Origin of the sequence: Vibrio aerogenes (assembly GCF_024346755.1) — a bacterium.
Classification (GTDB): domain Bacteria; phylum Pseudomonadota; class Gammaproteobacteria; order Enterobacterales; family Vibrionaceae; genus Vibrio; species Vibrio aerogenes.
On sequence record NZ_AP024861.1, the window covers coordinates 71,481 to 95,313 of the forward strand.

The 23,833-nt window shown below is 44.0% G+C and carries 17 protein-coding genes; 6 read left to right on the forward strand and 11 right to left on the reverse strand.

All coding sequences use genetic code 11. The annotated features are described in order from the left end of the window. Positions 1–25 precede the first annotated feature (25 nt). On the reverse strand, positions 26–820 hold the full coding sequence (locus OCV29_RS00335; protein ID WP_175561555.1) for a HEAT repeat domain-containing protein: 795 nt from the start codon (positions 818–820) through the stop codon (positions 26–28). A 441-nt stretch (positions 821–1,261) separates the two neighbouring features. On the opposite strand from OCV29_RS00335, the gene OCV29_RS00340 reads away from it, so the two are divergent. Continuing rightward, positions 1,262–2,098 carry a right-handed parallel beta-helix repeat-containing protein gene (locus OCV29_RS00340; RefSeq protein ID WP_073604442.1) on the forward strand — a complete coding sequence of 279 codons (837 nt, stop codon included), beginning with the start codon at positions 1,262–1,264 and terminating at the stop codon, positions 2,096–2,098. Positions 2,099–2,423: 325 nt separating this feature from the next. Next, on the forward strand, positions 2,424–4,406 hold the full coding sequence (locus tag OCV29_RS00345; RefSeq protein WP_073604443.1) for a HAMP domain-containing methyl-accepting chemotaxis protein: 1,983 nt from the start codon (positions 2,424–2,426) through the stop codon (positions 4,404–4,406). A 160-nt stretch (positions 4,407–4,566) separates the two neighbouring features. On the opposite strand, the gene OCV29_RS00350 is transcribed toward OCV29_RS00345, so the two are convergent. Then, positions 4,567–4,824, reverse strand: coding sequence for a hypothetical protein (locus OCV29_RS00350; protein ID WP_073604444.1), 258 nt, complete (start codon positions 4,822–4,824; stop codon positions 4,567–4,569). A 119-nt stretch (positions 4,825–4,943) separates the two neighbouring features. Between OCV29_RS00350 and OCV29_RS00355 the strand changes: the two genes are divergently transcribed. The 3 genes from OCV29_RS00355 (at position 4,944) to OCV29_RS00365 (ending at position 7,302) form a co-directional block, all read left to right on the forward strand. Beyond that, a complete protein-coding gene (locus OCV29_RS00355) occupies positions 4,944–5,495 on the forward strand; it encodes a helix-turn-helix domain-containing protein (RefSeq protein ID WP_084193370.1) in 552 nt (183 codons plus the stop codon). Then, a complete protein-coding gene (locus OCV29_RS00360; protein ID WP_073604446.1) occupies positions 5,485–6,297 on the forward strand; it encodes a VUT family protein in 813 nt (270 codons plus the stop codon). Before OCV29_RS00355 ends, OCV29_RS00360 begins: the two co-directional genes overlap by 11 nt. A 162-nt stretch (positions 6,298–6,459) precedes the next feature. After that, positions 6,460–7,302 carry a class I SAM-dependent methyltransferase gene (locus tag OCV29_RS00365; RefSeq protein WP_073604447.1) on the forward strand — a complete coding sequence of 281 codons (843 nt, stop codon included), beginning with the start codon at positions 6,460–6,462 and terminating at the stop codon, positions 7,300–7,302. On the opposite strand, the gene OCV29_RS00370 is transcribed toward OCV29_RS00365, so the two are convergent. The 5 genes from OCV29_RS00370 to OCV29_RS00390 all read right to left on the reverse strand — a co-directional run bounded on the left by OCV29_RS00370 (position 7,299) and on the right by OCV29_RS00390 (position 16,566). Continuing rightward, complete coding sequence (locus OCV29_RS00370; protein ID WP_261887346.1) at positions 7,299–11,036, reverse strand: leucine-rich repeat domain-containing protein; 3,738 nt, start codon at positions 11,034–11,036, stop codon at positions 7,299–7,301. The genes OCV29_RS00365 and OCV29_RS00370 overlap by 4 nt on opposite strands. Positions 11,037–11,388: 352 nt before the next feature. Next, positions 11,389–13,119, reverse strand: coding sequence for an ABC-F family ATP-binding cassette domain-containing protein (locus tag OCV29_RS00375; RefSeq protein ID WP_073605253.1), 1,731 nt, complete (start codon positions 13,117–13,119; stop codon positions 11,389–11,391). A 734-nt stretch (positions 13,120–13,853) separates the two neighbouring features. Continuing rightward, entirely contained in the window at positions 13,854–14,738 is an 885-nt protein-coding gene (locus OCV29_RS00380; protein ID WP_073605252.1) for a DUF2076 domain-containing protein, read from the reverse strand. Positions 14,739–14,893: 155 nt separating this feature from the next. After that, positions 14,894–15,130, reverse strand: a complete 237-nt coding sequence (locus OCV29_RS00385; RefSeq protein ID WP_073605251.1) for a non-oxidative hydroxyarylic acid decarboxylases subunit D — start codon at positions 15,128–15,130, stop codon at positions 14,894–14,896. Beyond that, the gene (locus OCV29_RS00390) at positions 15,130–16,566 is read right to left on the reverse strand and encodes a non-oxidative hydroxyarylic acid decarboxylases subunit C (protein ID WP_073605250.1); all 1,437 of its coding nucleotides are present in this window, start codon (positions 16,564–16,566) and stop codon (positions 15,130–15,132) included. Before OCV29_RS00390 ends, OCV29_RS00385 begins: the two co-directional genes overlap by 1 nt. A gap of 229 nt (positions 16,567–16,795) precedes the next feature. On the opposite strand from OCV29_RS00390, the gene OCV29_RS00395 reads away from it, so the two are divergent. Beyond that, on the forward strand, positions 16,796–17,215 hold the full coding sequence (locus OCV29_RS00395) for a MarR family winged helix-turn-helix transcriptional regulator (protein ID WP_073605249.1): 420 nt from the start codon (positions 16,796–16,798) through the stop codon (positions 17,213–17,215). Here OCV29_RS00395 and lpdD read toward each other — a convergent pair. The 4 genes from lpdD to OCV29_RS00415 all read right to left on the reverse strand — a co-directional run bounded on the left by lpdD (position 17,196) and on the right by OCV29_RS00415 (position 23,810). Beyond that, complete coding sequence (gene lpdD, locus OCV29_RS00400) at positions 17,196–17,570, reverse strand: prenylated flavin chaperone LpdD (RefSeq protein WP_073605248.1); 375 nt, start codon at positions 17,568–17,570, stop codon at positions 17,196–17,198. The genes OCV29_RS00395 and lpdD overlap by 20 nt on opposite strands. A 154-nt stretch (positions 17,571–17,724) precedes the next feature. Beyond that, positions 17,725–19,002, reverse strand: coding sequence for an O-acetylhomoserine aminocarboxypropyltransferase/cysteine synthase family protein (locus OCV29_RS00405; protein ID WP_073605247.1), 1,278 nt, complete (start codon positions 19,000–19,002; stop codon positions 17,725–17,727). Positions 19,003–19,165: 163 nt separating this feature from the next. Further along, a complete protein-coding gene (locus OCV29_RS00410) occupies positions 19,166–23,005 on the reverse strand; it encodes a hypothetical protein (protein WP_073605246.1) in 3,840 nt (1,279 codons plus the stop codon). Further along, complete coding sequence (locus OCV29_RS00415; protein WP_073605245.1) at positions 22,995–23,810, reverse strand: DUF4123 domain-containing protein; 816 nt, start codon at positions 23,808–23,810, stop codon at positions 22,995–22,997. Before OCV29_RS00415 ends, OCV29_RS00410 begins: the two co-directional genes overlap by 11 nt. Positions 23,811–23,833: the final 23 nt, after the last annotated feature.

Genomic DNA, 23,833 nt, shown 5'->3' on the forward strand with positions numbered 1-23,833 from the left:
ATATCCTGTATATAAAAATCAGCAATTACATCGCTTCCAGTACCGCCGCTGCCAGCCGGCGTGTGCTGTCTGTTGTGGTCGGGTCATTTTTCATTTGATTCAGTCCGGCTATTATATCTGAGTCAATTTCATCAGCACTTAGCTTAAACAAAGAGCTAATCGCAGCATTTCTTGTCATTTCGTCTGCGTCAGTCAGATAACTCCGGGCTGTTTCCTGAATTTGATACGGTGCGCTGATCTCAGCGAGCCCATCTATCGCTGCAGCCTTTATTTGCTGGTGTGTATCAGACAGCAGCGCTTGTAATCTTTCCTCTACCAGAGGTTGTATGTTGCTGTCGGCCTGGTGGCCCAGTAGTGTGATGACTTGTCCAAGGAAAGCAGGGTCAGACTGATGATAAGTGGCCTCTACGAGTGCCTGACTGAGTGTTGCAGGCAGATGATGAAGGGCCATCATATCCACGAGCTCAAGCCCGAGCTTTTGTGTCTGGCTATCGTTTTGACTGGTGAGCATGTCTGTCGCAAAGCGTATTGTTTCCTGACTATGATTATTTGCCAGAATATTCAGTAGTTTCCATTTCTCATCATAGGAATGACTGTTGCGGATGGCATTTTCCACTTGCAAGGCAAGAGCGTCATCTTTTTTGATCAGGAAGGATAAAGTTTGAAATGTATCCGAGGAAAAATCGTTGTCCGGACTGTTTTCTAATTGATTCAGTAACTGTCCCACATCAGTCGCTGCAAGCCTGGTGCTGTAATGTTCGCTCGTTGGTTGATAACAATTGTTTCCGGTGCATGTCTCTCCGGCTTCGGTCTTGTTCATGTTACTGTTGTGAATGCTATCAACGGAAGTCGTTATCGTGTTGGTGCTTATCATTGCAGAGTTATCTGTATATCTGGTGCTCAATTCAGTTGGTGAAATATCGGAATTGAACAGAAAAAGAATGTCAGAAATAAAATAACCAGATGCGATGCCAAATAAATATATCAGTATATTTTTCATGCTCAGAAACCCTTTCTTTCCATTTTTCATTTTCGCTCCGCTAACTGCTTATTTAATCAATTATATCAGTCATAAGAAGTGTTAATTCTATTTCTAACAGAAGACATTATTGATAAGCGTTTATTACTTTTATGAATGGTATGCTATCAGATGATTGAAATGTATACAGCAATCAATTAACTTGATTCTGGTGTTTTTATAACACTTGTAAATAGTAGGAATAACATTATTTAAATAATATCAATTAAAATTGGAAATAATATGAAAAATACAAAGTTAAAGTTATCACTGACAACGATGGTACTGACATGTTCGCTGTTTTCAATATCCACGATAGCTGCGGATACCAGTACTATTTCCTCGAAACCTTCAGATACAGTCAAACTACGAACAGGAACCTATGATTTTGGTGGCAGGACGATTGACGGCAGTGGGGTTGGAACAGGAAAGCCACTATTCTCCTGTAATAAACAGGCCAAGGTAACGATTAAAAATCTTACCGTAACTAATAACCCCCGTTATGCCATGTTTATTCGTTCATGTGATAACCTGAAAATCTCTAATTTTACAATGAAGAACATGTCTAAAAGTAAAGGTGGAATCAGGTTTGATAAAGGATATGCCAGTAAAAATGTCACAATCGGAACGATTAAGGCCAGTCATGTTGGTGGCCATGCACTGGAGCTTTGGGATGTCGATGGCTATTCAATCAGCAAGGTCAATGCCGACAATACCACAGGTTGTGGTGTACTTGTGAATCGCAGTAAAAATGGGACAATCGGAACAGTCACCGGTGATAAAAATGCGCAGGGTGGCGGTTATGCGACACTGAGATTTGCCAATAATAACGGTAAAGTCACCGTGAATAAGGTGAAATCACGTAATTCCGGCCGGGGGTTCTTCAGCGTGAGTGGCAGCAGTAATGCGACTGTAAAGAGTGTAGATATTTCTGGTTCTACCAAAGAAGGTATTTATATTCAGGATGCTAAAAATACAAAAGTTCTTGGCGGAAAATCCAGAGGAAATCCAAATTGCCGGATCCGCGGCGGTAGCGGAAATTCCATTAAGGCCGATTGTGGTGGGAAAATAGCAAATTAAAAAGCTTTTACTGTATATTAGTGAATGCGGAGCCGGAGAGCTCCGCTTACCTGACAGAATGATAAATTGAATTTCTCTTCCGGATCTTTATTTATAGACGCATAGTGAAGTACTTTGTTCGTCTGTCCACATTTCCTCTTCCCGGTATATTGATGATGATTCTGTTTTTCTGATGGTGATGTTGTTTATTATGCCTGAAATCCAGGTATGAATCTTTGGATTCACAGTCTCATGAATGACCGGAAATATACCGGTTCACTAATGCCTTAATATAAAGTTATGTGATTTATCAATAATATATTCTGAAGTTATAGGTTATCTTATTATGTTTGGTTTTAAAAAAATGCTCTATTCTGGTTTTGGAGCACTAACCGTCTTGATGATATTTGTCGGGATTGCCTCTTACAATGCTTTGAATCATTCGTCTGATGGTTTTACAACTTATCGTGCTTTAGCCAGAACAACGAATTTGTCAGGAAGAATTCAGGCTAATCTTTTGCTCATGAGACTGAATGTGAAAGACTACATTCTTTCTTCGGATCTCAAAGATAAAGCTGCTTACGCACAACACCTGAAAAAAACACAAGAATTTATTGAGGCAGCCAAGCAAGTGGTGAAAAATCCTCAGCGTAAAGAATCTATTCTGAAAATTTCTCAGCTGCTTGATGAATACAATCAGGGTTTTTCTGAAATTGTGAAACTGAAAGCCTTGAGAAATCATCATGTCAATGAAGTGATGAATGTAAAGGGGCCGGAGATCGAAAAAAATCTCAGCAAGGTTTTATTTACTGCAAAAGAAGACGGAGATGTGGAGGTCTCTTATATTGCTTCTCTCGGATTGCGTCATTTACTTCTGGCCAGACTTTATGCCCTGAAATTTCTTGATACGAATCAGAAGGAAGCCGTTAAACGGGTCGATCAGGAGCTGGATGAGCTCTATAAAAGTTTTGCGGATCTTGACTATCGGTTACAGGCCGGTCAGCGGCGGACATTACTGGAAAAAGTGATGTCTGAAACAAAAGTTTACCGTCAGGCATTTAATCGTGTTGTGGATGCGGTTTTCCGGCGCAATGACATTATCAGGCAGACACTGGACCGGATAGGACCTGTTGCCGCGAATCATATTGAAGATATTAAACTTTCGGTCAAGCAAGAGCAGGATACTCTGGGTCCTGAACTCCAAAAAGAAAACCGGATGGCAAATCGTGTTATTGAACTGATCGTGATGATTTCTGTTGTTGGGGGGCTTTTGATTGGCTTTGGAATTATCCGGATAACCTTCCGGCAGTTGGGAGGCGATCCGAAAGAGGTGTCAGAAATCGTCAGGCAAGTTTCAGCAGGAGATTTATCGGTCACTTTGAATGCAGGTGAAGAAGCCAAAGGAAGCCTTTATGAGTCGATTCAGGTGATGGTGACTGCACTGCAGAAAAAAGCGAAGCTTACTCAGCAAATCGCCTCCGGTGATTTGTCTCAGCAGGCTGATATTGTCTCAGAGAAAGATGCGTTGGGGCATTCACTGCAGGAGATGGTCACAAACCTGACAGCGCTTTTACGGCAGGTACAGGATTCCGGGGAGCAAATCTCAGTCGGTAGTCATCAGATTTCTCAGGCCAGCCAGTCACTGGCGGAAGGCGCAGAAGATCAGAGCCGAAGTGTTGAACGTTTGTCTGCTTCGCTGGCTGAGTTATCATCTCAGACCAGTGTGAATGCTGGTTCTGCCGAAGAGGCCAGTCATCTGGCACTGTTAGCTAAAGACTCGGTCACAAAAGGTCAGGATCAGATGCGAACTCTTGTCACCGCCATGATGGAGATTAAAACCGCCACGCACAGTATCACCGATTTTATTAATACAATTGATGAAATTGCAGAGCAAACCAATCTGTTAGCATTGAACGCAGCCATCGAAGCTGCCCGTGCTGGTGAACAGGGAAAAGGGTTTGCTGTGGTCGCTGATGAAGTGAGATTGCTGGCATCAAGAAGTACTGATGCGGCGCAGGAAACAGCAAAGCTGATTCAAATGGCTGCAGATAAGACATCCATTGGTGCGGAGATTGCAGAAAATACGTCTGAATCTTTGGGGGTTGTTTTTGATCAGATGAACAGTAGTGCCGATTTAATTGCTCAAATTGCTCAGGCAAGCAAGGAACAGTCGCTTGGCGTGGATGAAGCGCATCAGGCGGTTGCTTTAATCGAAGAAGTCACCCGGGGGAATGCTGCTGCCTCTGTTGAAGCGGCGGCCGCAGTGGATGAACTGGCTTCACAAACCAGAATGATGCGCGATATGCTGAAAAGATTCTCTTTCCATTAGAGCGTGTTTATCTTCCACAGGCTCCGGCAGGAACGGTAATGAAAGATAAACAAGCTCTAGCGTCAGGCCTGAGTGTAAAAGCCTGATGCTTCAGTAAATTATTTGGTATTGGGAAATAATACTTTTTTGAATAAAGTATTATTTCCTGATCCGTACCGACTCAACCCTGAGTAGTCAGGAATGAAGCCATATAGCCATTGAGAAACAGGTGGCAGGCCCGTCCTTTCCCCTGAAATAAAACCATTGAATCATCATTTGCTGCAATTTCCGGTGCCGCCTTGGCGATACAATAATGATTCTCGCGGGAAAGCAGGGAAAGCTTTTCCTGCCGTGAATCAGAAGCCAGCTCATTAATACACTGTATTTGTGCTGAAATAACCGGTAAATAGCTATTCTTTGCGATATCTGTACCATGCATAACGTTGTTCTTTATAATTATTTAATAATACTTTGTGTTTCATTTTAATCCCTTCTCTTTTAAATGCAATGCATTTAAGTTAATATCTTTTGGTTGTATATTGATAGATAGGTAACTTTATGAGGCATATCGGTGACAGGCTCAGGGAAACCATGAGAATGCGGGGAATCAGTGCGACACAATTGGCGCGCGAGCTGAATTTAGGGAAGGGCCACATCAGTAATATTATGACCGGCCGTATTCAGTCCCCTAAAAAGCATCTTCCTGCGATTGCTGATTATCTTCAGGTTTCTCAATCATGGTTACTGACTGGTGAAGGAAGCTATGAAGAACTCCCGGTTGCTGTCTTTCCTGTATACGAAATGAAAGCTGGTATGAAGCAGCAGGCCGGGATGTGTAAAGTTCCTGGTATGTTTAGCAGTGATGAGAATTTTGGCGTTATTTCGGATTCTCTGCCGAGACATTGTCTGGTGATCGTTTCGTCGGAAAATACCGGAGATGGCCTTTATTTGGTTGAAGATGATCAGCACCGGCTGGTGATTGCCAGCCGGAATGATTTGGTGACCCGACTTGAATGGTCTTATCTGTCAGCAACAGAACCACATCAACCGTCAGTCATTGGCAAAATCGAAATGATAATCGATAAAGAGACGTATATATATGAAACTTAAAATAGTTAAACACACGTCTGACAGTATTCTTTACGAGTCAGATAAGGGCGTCAGACTGCATGCATCAGCAGATGACTTACTGAAAAAAAACGTATTGCTGATGTTTGACAGCAAAGACAGGGCATTAATTCGTGAATTGTCGACCGGGTATATTTCACAAAAAGACGAGTATGACTTTTTCTGGATCGGTGGTCTGTTTGCATTTTATCTGGTGTTTCTGTTACTGGCGATTCCGATGTCCCCTGATACGGTGCATATCTTTCACACCGCACAGCCTGCCGGGATCCTTATTTTCCCCTTAACTTTTATCATCCTGGACTCGGTCAATGAGATTTTTCAATATCGCTATGCAAGACAACTGACCTGCATGGCCGCTGTCGTCATGGTGATGGCGTCAGCACTGGTTTATATCACGCTGAATATCTTTACCTTATCTGATGCTTACCTGAGTGTATTTGGTAAATTGCCGAAGTTATATCTGGTCAACGCGTTATGTTTGTTACTGGCAGACCAGACGAACAATCTGATTTTCCGCTCTCTGCGCTACCGGTTAGCAAGGTGCCCGCTTTGGTTGCGTTGCATTGTGTCAACCAGTTGTGGCCAGATTACTTATACGATTGTGTGGATTTCTCTATTCTTTGGTACATCGGTCAGTACCGGCCTGATTTCCCGGATTATCGATAACTACGGGTTCAAGATTGTATATGCGGCTTGTTTAATTCCGGTCACTTACGCCATTGTCGCTGTGTACCGGAGTCGTAAACCACAGCATCGGGAAGAAGCGGCATCAGCTTCGTCCTGAGTGAATGAGGTGGATTGATTCAAAACCGGAGCTTTCATGGCTTCGGTTTTTTTATGTACGATTTTTTTATGCACGATATAGAGACGAAGATGAATCTTGATCTGATGTGAGTCATGACTCAATATGTGTCTCATGTCATTGATAAAACGAAAGAAGAGACAGATGCAGGAAGAATATTTGCAATACTATGCATCATTTGATGAAGACCAGCGGCTGACCCGCCAGCATATTACCCGAATCGAGTTTGATACCACACAATATGTTCTGGCGCCTTATGTTCAGCCGGACTCATCTCAGCGGGATTCCGGCCAGCCAAAAAGTCTGACAGAATTTGGTGCAGCAACCGGGCGATATGCTTTGTTTTATGCACAACAAGGGCTGGATGTCACGGCTGTCGAACTGGTGCCTGAGCTGGTCAGTCAGCTCCGCAAGAATGCCGCTGATGCGAAAGCAGAGCTGAACATCCATCAGGCGAATGCGACTGATGTCAGCTTTATCGCCGATGCTTCACAGGATGTCGTGTTGATCTTAGGGCCGCTGTATCACATTCAGCAGGCCAGTGATCGGGAGTCCGTGATGCGGGAAGCGTATCGGATCCTTAAACCCGGAGGCGTGGTTGCGATTGCTTATATCAGCCGTTTCTTTGTCGCAGGTTTACTGGCGAAAATGTCTGCTTCTCTGGTGACGCCTGAGATTTTAAGTGAACTGAGGGAAACCGGCTTAGTCACGACACCAGAGGTCTACAGATTCTTCCGCACCGGTTATTTTGCCACACCGCAGGAAATTGAGGATTTAGCCACGCAGAGCGGGTTTCACATCAAGGACCACCTCGCAACGGATGGTTGTGTGCGTTACATCGGCCAGCAAGTCAACGAACTCTCTGAAACACAGTATCAGGCCTGGCTGAAGTATCATTTATCAACCTGTCGCGAGCCTTCGTTATTCGGGACCAGCAACCACGGGTTGGTGATCGCTGGTAAGTGTGACCAGGGTCAAAGACCCTAGCTTTTAGGTTGTGTCATTTTCCGCAGTTTATTTGCAAGCTGTGTCCAGGCGTCTTCCGGATATTCCCAGCGATTGATGGGTTTTAAGCGCTGGTTTTCATCATCCATCGGGAAGAACTGAAACCGCCCCATCGGCGTTGGCGTGGCAGCCGTCTGATTATTGCGGGCTTCTTCCGGAATTACATTCCAGTGCTGAAAATCACACTGACTGATCAATACCGGGAAAATATCTGCCTGACCTTCGGCCTTGCGGGTCAGGGCCATCGGCATCTCTACACCGTGCACATAGCTGGAGGCAATAAAACTCTGGCTGACCAGCATGATAACAATATCCGCTTCTGCAAGGGCGTCGGTAATCGTTTTATGCCAGTCATCACCGGGGTTGATCAAGCCATCCTGCCAAATCTCGATCAGCCCGTCACGTTCAAGGTTAATCAGATAGGTTTGCAGTGTTTGGCGGTGCTGAATGTCTTCATGAGAATAAGAGATAAATACTTTTTTCACCTGGGATAACCTTCTGTGAGTAAAGGGAGCAAATGGGGTAATGGCTGTGTGTTCCGGCTGGTGTTGTGCCGCAGGTTCGATACGCACCACCGGCAGTCGGGGCTGGTGATGTTCAGCATTCGTCAGCGCTGTGGCAGAAATATAGGCTTCACCATCCAGCGAGAGATATAAATCTTTCGGGGGAGTCAGATAAACCTTCTGAAGGGTGTGTATCTGTTGCTCAAATGATGCTGCCAGGGTTTTTTCTTCTGATCCCAGAAGCGCCCCTAAATCTTCCTCACTCTCTTCGAAAAATTCAAAGCGTTTGGCATACCGTTTGAGCGACTGAATCATCAGCTCGCCTGTATCCGGCTGTTGCCGTTCCGGAGGGAGCGCCTTAAATGCGTTAAAACCTTGTATAAACGTTTTTAAGCCGGTCACTGGTGCATCATGATATAAACCGAGCATGACATAATAGATGTATTGCAGGTGCTCAAGCCGGGTTGCTGGATTGGGCTGGCTGAGATACACCTGAACTTTAAGCTGCTCGCCAAAAATCAGCTGAATCAGTACCTTGCTGGCTACCCGATCCGTGCTGCCATGACCTAACGTAAACAGCAACTGATTACGCCAGAATTTTTTCATATCCGGTAAATCACCAAAGTGACAGATCAACTGGTTAATCAACCCCAGCGGCAGATAACGCCGGAACCACAGACTGAACGCCAGTGAATCGGCCAGCCCCAGTGTCAGCAGCTGATAATCCGCATTCTGCGCTCCGGCCAGAGGCAGATAATTGGGCACAATATATTCCTCACCATCCGGATTATGCCGGTGAAGAAACAGCACTTTTTCTGCTTCCAGCACTTTCAGGATGTTTGGATGAAAATCTTTAAATGTGTTGACCGGCACCCGTCCCTGATGGTGTTTGATTGCGTTTTTATTGAGCACCTTTTCATGGACGTAGCGGGCAAAACCAATAGGGTTCAGCCAAACGGTTTCAGGATCAATGTTGGGGTAATAAAGCACTAACCCTTGCAAATGTAATTGGCTGAATTCAGCTTTGAGATTATCTAAGCTCTTAATGTCCGGGTGATAGTATTTTATCCAGCTTTTGACTTCCACAGGCAGGTGTTGCCTGTGATTTGTTTTACTGTGTTGCTCCAGTACTTTCCCCAGAAATCCCTGATACCACTTGGGGCCGGGAACCGTTTTGGTATGGGCTTTCACTAACGTATCCAATTGCGCCCGGAAGTAACGCAGGCTGTGTTGATTGAGCGTGCTGTTTTTCTGTGGATTTAAGCCGACAAAGTGCTGATTTAGTGCCGGAGTCTCTTGTTGATGTTCGGGGGCAGTACATTCATCTGCATGGGTTTGTACCAGCAACAAGGGGGCTGGTGTTGGTTGTTCTTCTTCCGTGAAGGTTGGTTTCGGCTGGTTGTATTGCCAGTAGCCAAGCCAGTAATCCAGGCAAAAATGGCGGGTGGTAAGCTGGTTACTGTCTTCTGCGAGTTCGTTGCAGTTACAGCCTCGGTGCCATAACAGGCAGGTTACGGCTAACCGGCTGACAAATACCCGGTAAATGCCGTGGTAATAATCCTGTCCGCCAAAGTCATAGAATAGGGCCGATGGCAGTTGCACCTTCGCTTTATTTTTCTCCGGCTCTGCATCAGGTAACTGATAAGGCTGAATATTCAAAATATGGGTGGAATCAGATTCGTTTGGCAGTTCATGATGGGTTAAGTAATGGACTAAGCTGGATTTCCCGGCGGCATGGTTGCCGAGGAACAGGACTTTAGCGGGGAGTTTAAGTGTTATATGCTCGTCATCTAACCGGGCCAGCAGGTTTTTGATGGTGTCTAAGTTGTTTTCAAAGAGGGCTAATTGAATGCCGTAGATTTCTTCCAGTGGATTACCATGCAGGTATAATTCGTCAAGTTGGTGAATGATGGGGCGAAGTGGCTCAAGGTCTTTAATTTGGCCATCGTCTACATCCAATCGTTTTAGTTGAGTCAGGTTCTCAATGCCTTGCAGGCTGGTGAGGTTGTCACAGCGACTTAAATCCAGTTGTTGTAGCTGAGGCAGTTTTTCAAGGCCTTGCAAGCTGGTGAGGTTGTTACAGCCTGTTAAATCCAGTTGTTTTAGCTGAGTCAGCTTTTCAATGCCTTTCAAGCTGGTGAGGTTCTTACTGAATCTCAAACTCAGCTGTTGTAGCTGAGACAGGTTTTCAATACCTTTCAGGCTGGTGAGGTTGTCACAGCGACTTAAATCCAGTTGTTGTAGCTGAGACAGATTTTCAATGCCTTGCAGGCTGGTGAGGTTTTCACAGCCTGTTAAATCCAGTTGTTGTAGCTGAGTCAGCTTTTCAATGCCTTTCAAGCTGGTGAGGTTCTTACTGAATCTCAAACTCAGCTGTTGTAGCTGAGACAGGTTTTCAATACCTTTCAGGCTGGTGAGGTTGTCACAGCGACTTAAATCCAGTTGTTGTAGCTGAGTCAGTTTTTCAATGCCTTGCAGGCTGGTGAGGTTGTCACAGCGACTTAAATCCAGTTGTTGTAGCTGAGTCAGTTTTTCAATGCCTCGCAGGCTGGTGAGTTTTTCACAGCCTGTTAAATCCAGTTGTTGTAGCTGAGTCAGTTTTTCAATGCTTTGCAGGCTGGTGAGTTTTTCACAGCCTGTTAAATCCAGTTGTTGTAGCTGAGTCAGTTTTTCAATGCCTTGCAGGCTGGTGAGGCTATCACATTCACTTAAGCCCAGTTGTTGTAGCTGAGTCAGTTTTTCAATGCCTTGCAGGCTGGCGAGGTTTTCACAGCCATCTAAATCCAGTTGTTGCAACTGAGTCAGTTTTTCAATACCTTGCAGGCTGGTGAGGTTTTCATAGCAACTTAAATGCAGTTGTTGTAGCTGAGTCAGTTTTTCAATGCCTTGCAGGCTGGTAAGTCTTTCACAGACACTTAAATACAGTTGTTGTAGCTGAGACAGATTTTCAATGCCTTGCAGGCTGGTGAGGTTTTCACAGAGACTTAAATCCAGTTGTTGTAGTTGAGTCAGATTTTCAATACCTTGCAGGCTGGCGAGAATATCGCAGTCACTTAAATCCAGTCGTCGTAGCTGATCAGATAAATCCTGAATTGATTCTGGCAGTTGAGTCAAACTTAGCCCATATAAATCCAATGAGACAGAATTTTTCTTTTTTGCTATCTTTATCCGCCTGACGGCTTCCTGATAATCCTTTGAAATATCCGTTTCCATCCCGTATCCCTGACTGATTTTCTTTGGCAATACTTTACGGTTGAATATGCATCCGTGCAATCAGATATCTGATGCGTGAAGTCTATGGGCTGTGGGCCGACAGATGATTGACGAACAAAAAGGCAACCTTGCACTGCCCGACATTCGGTGTGAAGGGTAAACCTAAAAGCTATTTGATAAAAACACCAACGATGATCGATTGATAACGCCTGTTTTAGGGCCCCTTTATCGCATCCTGTGACATACCGTTGTACTCAAAGAGCGCCGCTGCCTGAAATATCCACACCAAACAAAAACAGGCCCGGTACACCACCGGGCCTGTTGCCATCATTGATATACCGGCAAGCCGGTATTATAAACGTGCACTGATTGCTTCAATTTCATCGCGCCACTGCTGCTGCAAAGCGGGTTTCTGACGCTTGGGTTTACGGTTCAGATCCGCTTCCAGCAGGCCTTCTAACTCGATGAGTCGTGTCAGTAAGCACTCTTCATCTGTTATGACCATATCAGATGACACCTCCGGAGCCGGGGCTGATGCGAGAGTTTCGCTGACAGCACCTGTCACACCAGCGTGGCCGATGCGCTCATAGATGACTGCCGGATCATGATGTTCTTCCAGCTGACCATCCTGAATCAGCCAAAAACGATTACAGGCTTGTTCGATTAAGCTGCGATCATGGCTGACTATCAGCGCGCCGCCCTCGTACTGATTGAGGGTTTCTATCAGTTCTTCTTTGCCTTCCAAATCCAGATGGTTGGTGGGCTCATCAAGAAACAGCAGATGGTAACGGGCCAGCGTCAGGCCGATAAACAGCAACCGGGCGCGCTCGCCGCCACTCAAACCGGCAACGGTTTGCTGGTGACGGTCATAACTGAACCCGGCACTGATCAAGGCCCGTTTACGGATATCGTCATCGACCGGTGCAAACGGAATGAGTGCATCCGATAAACTGTCTGCATCATTAAGCTGAGCCTGCGCTTGATCGTAATAACCGAGCCGACACTGCGGATGAAAACGAATCGTGCTGTTGATGTCATCCGTGAGTGCTGCCTGATAACAAGCAAACAGACGGGTCAGTAAGGTTGATTTACCGCTGCCATTCGCGCCGAGAATCGCGACACGTTCACCGCTTTTCACCTGCTGGTGCAAGGTCTCAAACAGGACCCGCTGAGAATCCGGCGGGCTGACACGAAGCTGACCGACTTCCAGTAAACGATTTGCTGGAAGTACATCACCACTGAGCATCAAACGCCATGGTGCGCCCTGGCTCAGCGAAGTTTGCGCTTCTTCCAGCCGGGCTTTACGCGCCTGCATGGTTTTCGCTTTGCGGGCTAAATCTTCGTTATCGTAGACTTTGCCCCATTCTGCCAGCCGTTTAGCACTGCGATCGATGCGATCGATTTCTTTCTGTTCTGCCTGATGGCGCAGCCTGTCGGTTTCATCCCGTTCAGTCAGAGCCGTCCGGGCCGCACTGCAGGGCAGGTCGAAACTATGCAGTGTTTGGTCACGCATGATCCAGGTTTTGCTGGTGACATGATCTAACAAGGTCTGATCGTGTGAGACCAGTACAAACGAGCCGCGCCATTGTCGCAGAAACTGCTCCAGCCACAGCAGTGCCGGGAGATCGAGGTGGTTACTCGGTTCATCAAGCAGCAGTAAATCCGGCTCCGAAATCACGGCCCGGGCAAGCAACAGGCGCATATGCTGGCCGCCGCTTAAAGCGGAAACCGGCAGTTGCCAGTCTTCATCACTGAACCCAAGTTCGCTGAGCATCAGCTCCGCGCGCCAGAATTCATCCGTCTCTACCCGTTCAGCAAGGGCATCCAGCAATGTCAGATGGGCAACCGCTGCGGGCAGGTGTTGCTCGACATAAGCAAGATGACAGTGGTGTGCTTTAGTGACGGTACCTGTAAAATCGTCCAGCCTGCCGCTGAGCACCTTCATTAAGGTACTTTTGCCGCAGCCATTGTGGCCGATTAAACCAATGCGATCGCCTTGATTCAGGGTAAATGTGATGTCTTGAAACAAAGAAACGGAAGCCAGAGAAACCGTCAGGGATTGTGCAGTTAAATAAGTACTCATAATTAAAAACTCAAGAATTTGTGGCGTTAAAACGCCTTGCCTTAGCAGATGCCGGCAATAATCCTGAGCCTGAATGGCTTTACTTTTGGGGTGTTGATGTAAGTCCGCTCAAGCTGAGATTATCGCAGCGCGATGTCACAGATTCCTGAGCGGTTTTCTATACCAAAGTATTGTGCGTTGATTACACGCCACAAAAACATATCCGATCTCCTTCTCTGTCAGTGGTACGGTGGATGTAGAATAATCGTGGTGTTGCTGATAAACAAGTGCTTTATTCTCAAGGGGTGGATATGCATGATCAAAAAGGAGTGTTGTCGGGTGAGTAAGATTGAGAGATGTGGGGCACTGTTATCAGAGCCGGAAGAAAGACAACGACTGATTGACTTTCTAAGGTTGCATTCACCATTTAGTCAGTCTCAAGCCGCGCTGTTTACTATTGAATGCCTGACATCCTGCTCATTTAATGGCCGTAACCTGAATCATAATTTGAATTTGGTACAAATGCTGGCAACACTGGCAGAGTCAGCAGGTTTCATTGTCGGAGGAAGAGTTGTTGGCGCTACGCCAGCATTTTGCACCGGAATACATTGCCGGGGCCCGTTATCCGGCGTCCAGACTCGCCGGGCTGAATGGGTAACCGGGGCGGAACACCGAGAGATAATCAAAGAGAAGTACCAAAGGCACTTCTCTTTGAGAACATTCATTTGCTGTTTGTTGATCAGGACAATGATTGATCAGGAAAAATCATCAAAGCCGCCACCGAAGTCGTCGAAGCCTCCGCTATCAAAACCGCCGAAATCGCTGTTATCAAAACCACTATCACCGAACCCGCTGTTATCAAAGAAACCGGAATTATCAGCGAAGCCACTATCATTTGCGAAAGTGCCGTTATCAACTCCCTGACTGGCAAAATCTGCATCATTCACATCAGAATTATCAAAGGAGGCATCCTGAAAATCATTATTGCCACCATCAGCAAATTGATCACTGGTGTTCTGCCCGAAGTCACTTTGATCGGTAAAACCGTCATTCATCGACTGAGATGGTTCCTCATTAATGATATTGACCACTTCCTGCGGGTGATGGTGGCTGAACATATCCATCATCAGGTTGCCGAGTACCACACCACCAGCGACACCAGCTGCGGTTTGCAGCGCACCACCAAGAAAGCTGTTGCCCCGGCCAAATCCACCGGCCTGACCATATTGCGCTTGTCCACCGTAGCCTTGTCTACCATGAGCTGGTCCACCATAACCTTGTCCGCCATAAGCATGCTGTTGTGCGTTGCCATAGGGCTGGCCGGTCTTTTGGTTTTGAAAACCGGAAGGTTGTGCCTGACTGCGGTTGCCACCAAACAGGCCGGAAAGGAAACCACCGCTCTGGTGCTGCTGTGCCTGCTGAAGCTGCGTTTCCAGCGCTTCAACCCGTGCATGGAGTTGCTTGATGGTGGCTTCCTGCATCACCATGGTCTGTGCCATGTAATACGGCGCTGATGGTTGCTGAATGAGATGTTTATCAATCAGGGATTGTGCTTCCTGATCCCGGCTGCCACCTTGTTTCTCTGCTTGTTGAAGCCGGGTAAAGAGATTATCAATCAGTTGTTGGGTATTTTGATCCATAAACGCACCTCAATGATGAATGAGTCATAAGATCTTGGTCCGCAAAAGCATCAACAGGTTCATTTTTTATTGATTAAGATCTCATTTTTCCGGGAGAGCAATGATGCTGCCTGCGATTCATGATGGCAAGAAACGAATCGCAGGCAAGGTCTGGACTAAACTTCAGCTTCACTCAGCAGTGGCGGAATCCGCGGGACTTCCGGGGCATTATCCATATCGGCCTGAGTGATTTTAAACGCATCCGGGTAATGTTCCCGGCTGGTTCGGCGCAGGGGTTCCGTGGAGCGCCAGGTATACAGGCAAAGCAGGCACTGGTGAACCGTCCAGACATCCGGAACCGGCGATTTTGCCAGTAAGTCTATATGTTCATGGCCACATCGGGGACAAATCATCAGTTTTTCTCCTTCTGTTGTGCAATCAGCGAAGTCAGGCGGTCAATCCATGCTTTGGTTTCCGGTAGATCTTTCACCGGCTGGCTGTAATGCCCCCGGTTATCCGGTGCAACCGGGGTGGTTGCATCAATGACCAGTTTGTCAGTAATTCCGGCAGGGGATGAACCAGGATCCAGTTCCAGCACCGACATATTCGGCAATTGCACCAGATCGCCGGCCGGGTTGACCTTGGATGACATTGCCCACATGACCTGTTGCAGATCAAACGGGTCGACATCTTCATCCACCATTATGGCCATTTTGACGTAACCCAGCCCGTGTGGTGTGGTCATCGCACGTAGACCGACGGCTCTGGCAAAACCGCCATAACGTTTTTTGGTCGAGATAATAGCCAAAAGGCCGTGGGTATACATGGCATTGACCGCCTGAACTTCAGGAAATTCGGCCTTCAGTTGCTGATACAGGGGGACACAGGTTGCCGGACCGATCAGGTAGTCGATTTCAGTCCATGGCATGCCCAGATACAAAGATTCATAGATGGGGTCGGTCCGGTAAGAGACTTTATCAATCCGAACGACAGTCATATTTCTTCCGCCGGAATAATGACCGGTGAATTCACCGAACGGGCCTTCTATCTCCCTTTTTCTGCCTTCGATCACTCCTTCAAGAATGACTTCTGAGCCCCATGGCACATCAAATCCGGTGAGTGGTGCTGTGGCAATCGGGTAGGGAGACTCGCGTAGTGCGCCTGCCATCTCATATTCTGACTGATCATATTTTAATGGCGTTGCGCCCATCAATGTAATCACAGGATCATTACCGAGTGTGATCACAATGGGTAAATCTTCTCCACGCTCCTCTGCTTTATGCAAGTGAATGGCAATGTCATGCATTGGCACGGGCTGTAAGCCAAGTTTACGTTTCCCTTTCACTTCCATCCGGTAAATGCCGACATTCTGTTTGCCGAAGTGGTCCGGATCTGTCGGGTCGCGGGAGACCACACAAGCTTTGTCGAGATAGAACCCGCCATCGCCGTCATTGAGCCGGAACAAAGGCAACAGATCGAACAGGTTGATATCTTCACCGTCGACCTGATTTTCTGCCCAGGGTGGATTGTCACGACGCTCTGGTGCGATGGGGTAGAGATCCCAGCGGCGGATAAACTCATCCACCTGAGCTTTGACCGGCGTGGCGGGTGGCATGCCGATAGAGATCGCATGGTTCTGCCACGAGCCGATGGTATTCATGGCGACTCTGGCATTGGTGAACCCTTCAATATTATCAAACCAGAGTGCGGGGGAGCCTTCACCAATCCGGCCCGCTGCATTGGCTGCCGCGGCAATATCCGGCTCGGCCTGAACCTGTTCAGTTATCCGCAACAGTTGCCCCTGAGCTTCAAGCTCAGCGAGAAAACTGCGTAAATCATCAAATGCCATTTTGTTTCTCCTGTAAACAGCAAAACGAACTGATGGAATCGGAATCTATCCCCAAGCGGTATCACACTGAATTTGGTGTCCGGTGTCGTTTGAGGATTATTGTTCGTATACGAACAATAAGATTAAATGCAAAAGATTGAAGATACAATAGGGGGTATAAAACCAGTCAGCCACAGGTCGATGAACTGTGTTAAGGTATTGGCATTCAGTCAAGTGAGTGGAAGTGAATATGTCAGCGTTAGATCAGGTGCCTTTTCATCTGATGAGAAAAGTATTTCAGGCGCATACCGCGTTATGGCAACAGTCTTTACCTGAATTGACTAAACCCCAGTATGCCGTGATTCGGGCGGTGGCTGAGTGTCCGGGAATTGAACAGGTCAGCCTGACGGAAGCGGCAATCAGCACCAAGGCGACACTGGCGGACCTGCTGAGCAGACTGGAAAAGCGTGGATTGATCGAACGCAGGCAACAGGAACATGATAAGCGGCGGCGGTTTGTCTATCTGACGCCGGACGGCGAGGCGTTACTGGCGTCTGTTGACCCGATCGCCCGGCAGGTTGATCAGCAGTTTTTATCCAGGCTGACAGACAGCGAGCAGCATACATTGTCGGGATTGCTGCATCAGATGGTTAATCCGCCTGAAGCCTGATAATCAGTGCATTGGTCAGTTCCTGAATCAATGTGTCGATCTGTTTTATCTGTTTCAGTGTGGCATCATCGAGGTGAACGCCGCAGCTGACAATGGTCACGCTACCGGTTGCCGCTGTGATTTGTCCGGCACTGCGATGGGCAATCAAATCTTCTTTATGTCCCATGACTGTGATAACAGAGGTTGTGGCGCTACGTTGGTTTTCATCCTGCAAGCTGGCTCTGGGCTGGGCGACAGCCACTGCGCCGATATGAGGCTGATCACCGCCACAGATCACGACATTGACATCGTTGCCAACCTTGGTAGCTTTTAATTCAACCTGAATATTTTCTGCTGCGCGGGTGAGATGAATCATGGGTTCTCCTGAGGTCATTGATTTGGCTTATCATCGGGGATTTCATGGAACAAACATATAAGGCATGGATGCCCTTGTCTCTGCGAACCGGGATGTCTTGAGCCGTTTGTGGCATGAAATCCCCGATGATAATTTTCAAACTCAAACTTCAAACTCAAACAGTGACGCTATCGAGTGCCTGGCTGATGTCTGCAATGATGTCGTCGATATTTTCTATGCCGACTGAAATACGAATCAGATCGCGGCTGACACCGGCTTTGGCCAGTTCTTCGTCATTCAGCTGGCGGTGCGTTGTACTGGCCGGATGGCAGGCGAGTGATTTGGCATCACCGATATTGACCAGTCGCAGCACCATTTGCAGTGCATCGATAAACTGCGCCCCGGCTTCAAGGCTACCTTTGATGCCAAAGCTTAAAATCCCGGATGCTTTGCCGCTGGTAATCCGCTGGCATACGATGTTATACGGGCTGTCGGGCAGGGCAGCATAGTTGACCCAGTTTACTTTCGGGTGGTCTTGCAGGAAGGCGGCGAGCTTTTCTGTATTCTCACAGTGACGTTCCATCCGCAGACAAAGCGTTTCCAGCCCTTGCAATAACAGGAATGAGCTGTTTGGCGACAAGGCAGCCCCGGTATTGCGCAGCGGAACCACGCGGCAACGGCCAATATAAGCCGCTTCTCCCATCGCTTCCGTATACACCACATCATGATAAGACGGATCAGGTTCATTCATCATCGGGAAGCGTTTTTTGTTCGCGACCCAGTCAAATTTACCGGAGTCGACGATCATGCCGCCGATGGTGGTGCCGTGGCCGCCGATATATTTGGTCAGAGAATGCACAACGATATGTGCGCCAAGTTCAATCGGACGACACAAAACCGGTGTCGCAACGGTGTTATCAACGATTAGTGGTACGCCATGTTTATCAGCGATCGCAGCCAGTGACTCTATATCCACGATATTACCCGCCGGGTTACCAATCGATTCACAGAAGATGGCGCGGGTATTTTCATCAATAGCGGCATCAAAGCCAGCAAAGTCATCGGCAGAAACCATGCGGGTTTCAATCCCTTGTCTGGGGAAAGTGTGGGCAAACAGGTTGTAAGTGCCGCCATAAAGCTGGCTGGTGCTGACAATATTAGAACCAACCTCACAAATACATTGAAGTGCGTAGGTAATGGCAGCCATGCCGGAGGAAACCGCCAGCGCCGCAATCCCGCCTTCCATCGCCGCAACCCGCTGTTCCAGCACGTCCGTGGTTGGGTTCATGATACGGGTGTAGATATTACCGGGCACCTTGAGGTCAAATAAGTCGGCACCGTGTTGGGTGTCGTCAAAGGTATAAGAGGTTGTCTGGTAGACAGGCACTGCGGCGGCTTTGGTGGTTTCTTCAGATTTGTAGCCGTGATGGAGTGCAAGCGATTCGAGTTTCATAACCGTTCCTGTGTTGTATGCGTTGTAAGTTTTGATTCCTTTTCAGTCACCTATGGTACAAGGAGGGAATTTTTTTGGGAATGGGGTGATGTTGTGGTTTTGAAAGTGTGAAGGAGAAAGAGCCGCGAAGCGGCTCTCTTTTAGGTTGTGGAAGATTTGGCGCTTATTTATTATCCCGGGAATCGGCCCAGAAGTAATGTAGCCTTTCATCATTGGGATTTATTATATTTATGGTTTTTAAATATTTTCTTATGTCTTGTCCTTTATATACATCATTAAATTTATCTAATGAAGGTTGAGGAAAAACAAAATTGTCATAAGTGATTTGACATTTGACCTGTATATCTACTCGATGGTGTAAATATCGACTTTTTTTAAACTTTTTTTCCTTGTCTAATGTTGATTGAAATAATAATATAATGCCATCATCAACTTTTATCTTAGTAATCGGTGTGATTGTTCTGGTTTTTTGTTTTTTCCATTTTTTATGCTTCCTATCAAATTCCTTCTGTTGGGCAAGATTATTACTTAAATCACTTTCGTCTATATGTCTGCTCTCTAATATCTCATGACATTCAATGTTGAAATTATTTTTATATAACTCATCATTCAAGAAAGATGGCAAATCAGTTTTTATATGTGCAAAATGAGATGATTGTTCAAGTGTTTTTTTGTCTATTTTACTTGCTATTATCTGATTTGATACTGCATTTTTTATGAAAGTAGTCAAATCATGTTTATTATTATTTGTGATTATTTTTTCTTTTTTTGCTTGATTTAATATATCATCAAACTTATCTGTTGACTCAATTGTTTTTATTAACTCTGATATAATAATATTAATTGTTAAGACAGTATTTATAGGTAGAGATGCTACACTGGTAAGTTCACGTATTAAATTATTTATTTTGTTTTGTTTTGTTTTGTTTTTTATGATGGATATCAAATCTTCCATTTTGTTTTTTGTTTTTAATATATCATTTTTTAAAAAATATATGTACTCTGATTCTATTCTTATTTTCATTATATTGTCTAATATTACATTGCAATACAAATCAGGTACGCTTTTAAATAACGAGTATGGTTGTTCTTCCTTTCTGTATTTACCAAATGCACCGTGTTTAATTAATTTTTCTAAATCAGTGTCTTTTTTAAATGAAGCGATTAACTGGCTTCCAATGAATATAGGTGCAAAAATAGAAATCCCAAGTGCGTTGGGCATTTTTAACATACCTAATAGAGCAAAACTTGAGATATAAGTTGTTATTGAAGCGTCATAATCATTATCTAACCATAACTTATGAGCATCGATCAAAAGTAAGGCACTTGTTAGAATACCAGCTTTTATATCTAGCTGTTCTGTAACTTCAGTTGCCACTTCACCTAATATGGAATAGCTAATTTTTGTTGTAACCAACATAATGTCTGTAATTGCACTTCCTACACAGAGGTATGTATATAAACTAGGGCTGTTAACGTAGTTTTTAATATTTTCTGTGGTGTTTTTTATTTCAACTAATAATAAAATTAAATGAAATATAATTATTTTTTTTGATGAATATTCAATTCCATTTTTTATATTATCTAAATTGATATTAGATTTATTTAAATCTTCAATTGTATCTATAGTTTCTTTATTGTTTTCAGATATAAAACCAATCATATTTTTATTGTTACGAATTAATTTATGTAATGTTGGACTATGACTGATATCTTCTATAAGGAAACAACCATTTTTGTCGATACCCTTAAATGTATTTCCGGCCTTTATTAACTTAGCATAGACATTTGATACACCAGGGATATAAATGTATTTTCCTTTGTTTATATTGGAAATAGTAACGGATTCTAATTTTGGTAATGACTTGTTAATTATTTTGTATTGTTTTACTATATTATCTATACATTCGTTACTTTTGTATTCGATTATTTTTAATTTATTAGTGTCAATATTTTTTAATTTTTTAATGATATTGTTCATTGTAATGAATGCCGCATATTGCCCACATAAATAATCACTAGGTGTGTTAATTAAAAATCTATAAATAACAAATAAAGTACTATCGTCAGGTATTTTGTTTTTGCTATCACATATGTAATCTAAATAGTCCAGGTTCATAATTCCTGATCCGTCATTTATTTCTTTAAAACTACTATCTTTTTTATCTTTATTAGTTCTTATATTTGTTGTTTTATATATTAATGAGTCTTTAAATAAATCAAATAGTAAGTTGAAATAATTATCGTTACTATCTCTAATTTTTGAAATGTATGCCCATTCGTAATCATTATATTGTTTGTAATGAAATTCTAAATAATTTGGCTGTAGAGAAATAAGCTTGATTGATTCATTTATTAATTTATAAGCTATTAATACAGATTGATTTCCTGAGCTTGTAAGATCATGTATTACACATGTATTTTTGTCTGAATTTAAAAAATGTAGAAATCTATGTTGAATTTCTCCTATATTTAATGTTATTACGTCCTGCAATGAAACTTTGAAATTTCTATAAATTTCACTATCTAAATCTAAGTCTAATAACGACATCAAATACTGATTTGAACTTAGATTTAATTTGTTTGCCATTAATTCATATATAATATAGTTAGACTGGAAGGTTAATAGCTTTTTTACGTTATTTTGATATAAAACTGCATTACTTAATAAATTATACCAATAGTTTAATTCAAATGATGAATCTTTTATAACTATATATCTATTCTTTCTTTTCTCTTTAATATGTTTGGTTAATGATTTTTTTATTTTTGGTTTTGATTTGTCTATAATTTCTATTCCTTTTTTTAATTGATCTGAAAAATATTTTTTTGTATTGTTGTTATTTTCTTCACGATTTTTAAATTCTTCGGTTGTTTTTGATGCAAAATAAAAGTCATAAATTGTTGGTGTATTATTATCTTTCCATCTATAATCATCACTATAAAATAGTTCTATTAAATTGCGTTTAGCACAAATATACACTTCAGTATATTTGTCTCCGGAAAGATCTCGATTTAAAAACAGAGGCTCTGCCATATTCAGTTCAAAATTAATCTCTCTGGGTCTCATATCTGGAAGATTTGTAACATGTTTGATATGATTGGTATCAATTAAACCAATCCTTTTTTCTTGTTCATTTATATGTTCTTCAAGATAATTTAAACGTTCATTACTCCACTGTACTTCAGAAAAAGCAAATCCAATAGACACTTTATTATCTTTATTATCTTTATTATCTTTATTATCTTTATTATCTTTATTATCTTTATTATCTTTATTATCTTTATTTTTTCTGGCTGGAAACCAAATTTCTTCCAGTTCAACACCGGTAACTTTTCTTTCTTTTTTATCTTCTATATCGGTATAAAACCTGCTATTATTCTTATAATCACGATAATTATATAAATGCACATCCCGGAAGCATGGTGTGCATTTCTCTATATGTTTTTTTTTGGTATTGTCTGTCCGCCTTTCTGAAATATCTTTTACTGAAACCTGAATTTCCCGCCAAAACCGATTGTTATAGGTGATATAAATATATCCCTCGCGAATTGGAGCAATCCTGTCTTCATCTTTCAAACTTTCATCAAGGGAAGGAAGTAACGTCATTGGAACCACTGACTGAATTACATAGTCCTGCTCACCATCAACTATATATTTATTGGAATGAACCTTATTGAATAATAATACTCTGATAGGGACCTTATGGCCGGGCTGTTGGATTTCCAGCCAAACATTTCTTGGTTTTTTCTCTTCAGACCAGTCCCAACTATAGACTGTTGTATCCTGAGTCCTGAGGCTTTGTTCCTTGTCTTCAAGGCGTTTGATTCTTTCTGCCGTTTCATCATAAATGCTTCTTTCAACGGCAAACTGCTCTGTAATATTGGTTGGTTCATAAAAAAGAATTTTCTGTTTATCTTTACTGGCTGTTTTATGATCGATACCAGTAATTTCAAGATAAAATTTATGCCCGCATGTGACGTTGCTATCATTAGACCCCATGATGAACTCTCCTTAAAACAATTTGTTCCAGATGGATTATTTTTTCTTCTGCGGACAGGTGAGAGAAAAAGAGCTGGTCCGCTGCGGCGACTTGTGGCAGTTGTCCGTTTTGTTGTGCCAGTTGGCGTAAACGTACTATGAGTATGTCGTCCTGTATGTTGTGATGTTCTGTAAATTGGTTTACCGCTTGCTGGGCTGGCCAGTTGATGGGGCCAATCTCACTTTCTTTGGCCCATTCCCTGATTTCCCGTTCTTCATTCATCAGGTAAAGTGCCTGTTCCTGATCCGGCAGCAACATCCACATACTTAAGTCTGGTGCGCTGGTGTAATCACCCACTTCACGCCATTGCTGCGCTTCACTGTGTTTTTGAGAATAAAAGCCGACTGAGTAAAATGCGCCCAGCCAGGCACTGGTGCTGCGGGCAGAAGAGTCGGTAAAAAAGTAGCTGGCAACTTCCGGCGTGTAATAATGGAATACACCTTTTCGCTCGCCATGATAGCCAATGAGCATCCGCCAACGCAGTTGTTCAGCAATAGTTTCAAAGGGCAGTGCAGCTGGTGCGGAAAAAAACAGGGTTTGTTGCAGGGGGAGTTGTTCGGTGAGTGGTTCGCTGCCACCATATTTCAGGGCGATCAGTAACGGACTTTCATCCTGTATTTTTTCCAGTGCGGTGTTGAGATAAATGGGTTCAACCTGATGGCTGTCAATGGCCTGATAAACCAGCTGATGACTATCAGGAAAATAGTTCACCAGTGCATACCAGGCAACTGCCGTTCCCTGATGTTCATGTGTCAGTGTTAACACGGTTTGTCTCCGTTATTGTTTTT

Coding starts and splice junctions, on each gene's coding strand:
- OCV29_RS00395 (WP_073605249.1), top strand. CDS start 16,796: ATGTCAGCGTTAGATCAGGTGCCTTTTCATCTGATGAGAAAAGTATTT.
- OCV29_RS00380 (WP_073605252.1), bottom strand. CDS start 14,738: ATGGATCAAAATACCCAACAACTGATTGATAATCTCTTTACCCGGCTT.
- OCV29_RS00370 (WP_261887346.1), bottom strand. CDS start 11,036: ATGGAAACGGATATTTCAAAGGATTATCAGGAAGCCGTCAGGCGGATA.
- OCV29_RS00355 (WP_084193370.1), top strand. CDS start 4,944: ATGAGGCATATCGGTGACAGGCTCAGGGAAACCATGAGAATGCGGGGA.
- OCV29_RS00345 (WP_073604443.1), top strand. CDS start 2,424: ATGTTTGGTTTTAAAAAAATGCTCTATTCTGGTTTTGGAGCACTAACC.
- OCV29_RS00335 (WP_175561555.1), bottom strand. CDS start 820: ATGAACAAGACCGAAGCCGGAGAGACATGCACCGGAAACAATTGTTAT.
- OCV29_RS00375 (WP_073605253.1), bottom strand. CDS start 13,119: ATGAGTACTTATTTAACTGCACAATCCCTGACGGTTTCTCTGGCTTCC.
- OCV29_RS00365 (WP_073604447.1), top strand. CDS start 6,460: ATGCAGGAAGAATATTTGCAATACTATGCATCATTTGATGAAGACCAG.
- OCV29_RS00405 (WP_073605247.1), bottom strand. CDS start 19,002: ATGAAACTCGAATCGCTTGCACTCCATCACGGCTACAAATCTGAAGAA.
- OCV29_RS00340 (WP_073604442.1), top strand. CDS start 1,262: ATGAAAAATACAAAGTTAAAGTTATCACTGACAACGATGGTACTGACA.
- OCV29_RS00385 (WP_073605251.1), bottom strand. CDS start 15,130: ATGATTTGTCCCCGATGTGGCCATGAACATATAGACTTACTGGCAAAA.
- OCV29_RS00360 (WP_073604446.1), top strand. CDS start 5,485: ATGAAACTTAAAATAGTTAAACACACGTCTGACAGTATTCTTTACGAG.
- lpdD (WP_073605248.1), bottom strand. CDS start 17,570: ATGATTCATCTCACCCGCGCAGCAGAAAATATTCAGGTTGAATTAAAA.
- OCV29_RS00350 (WP_073604444.1), bottom strand. CDS start 4,824: ATGCATGGTACAGATATCGCAAAGAATAGCTATTTACCGGTTATTTCA.
- OCV29_RS00390 (WP_073605250.1), bottom strand. CDS start 16,566: ATGGCATTTGATGATTTACGCAGTTTTCTCGCTGAGCTTGAAGCTCAG.
- OCV29_RS00410 (WP_073605246.1), bottom strand. CDS start 23,005: ATGGGGTCTAATGATAGCAACGTCACATGCGGGCATAAATTTTATCTT.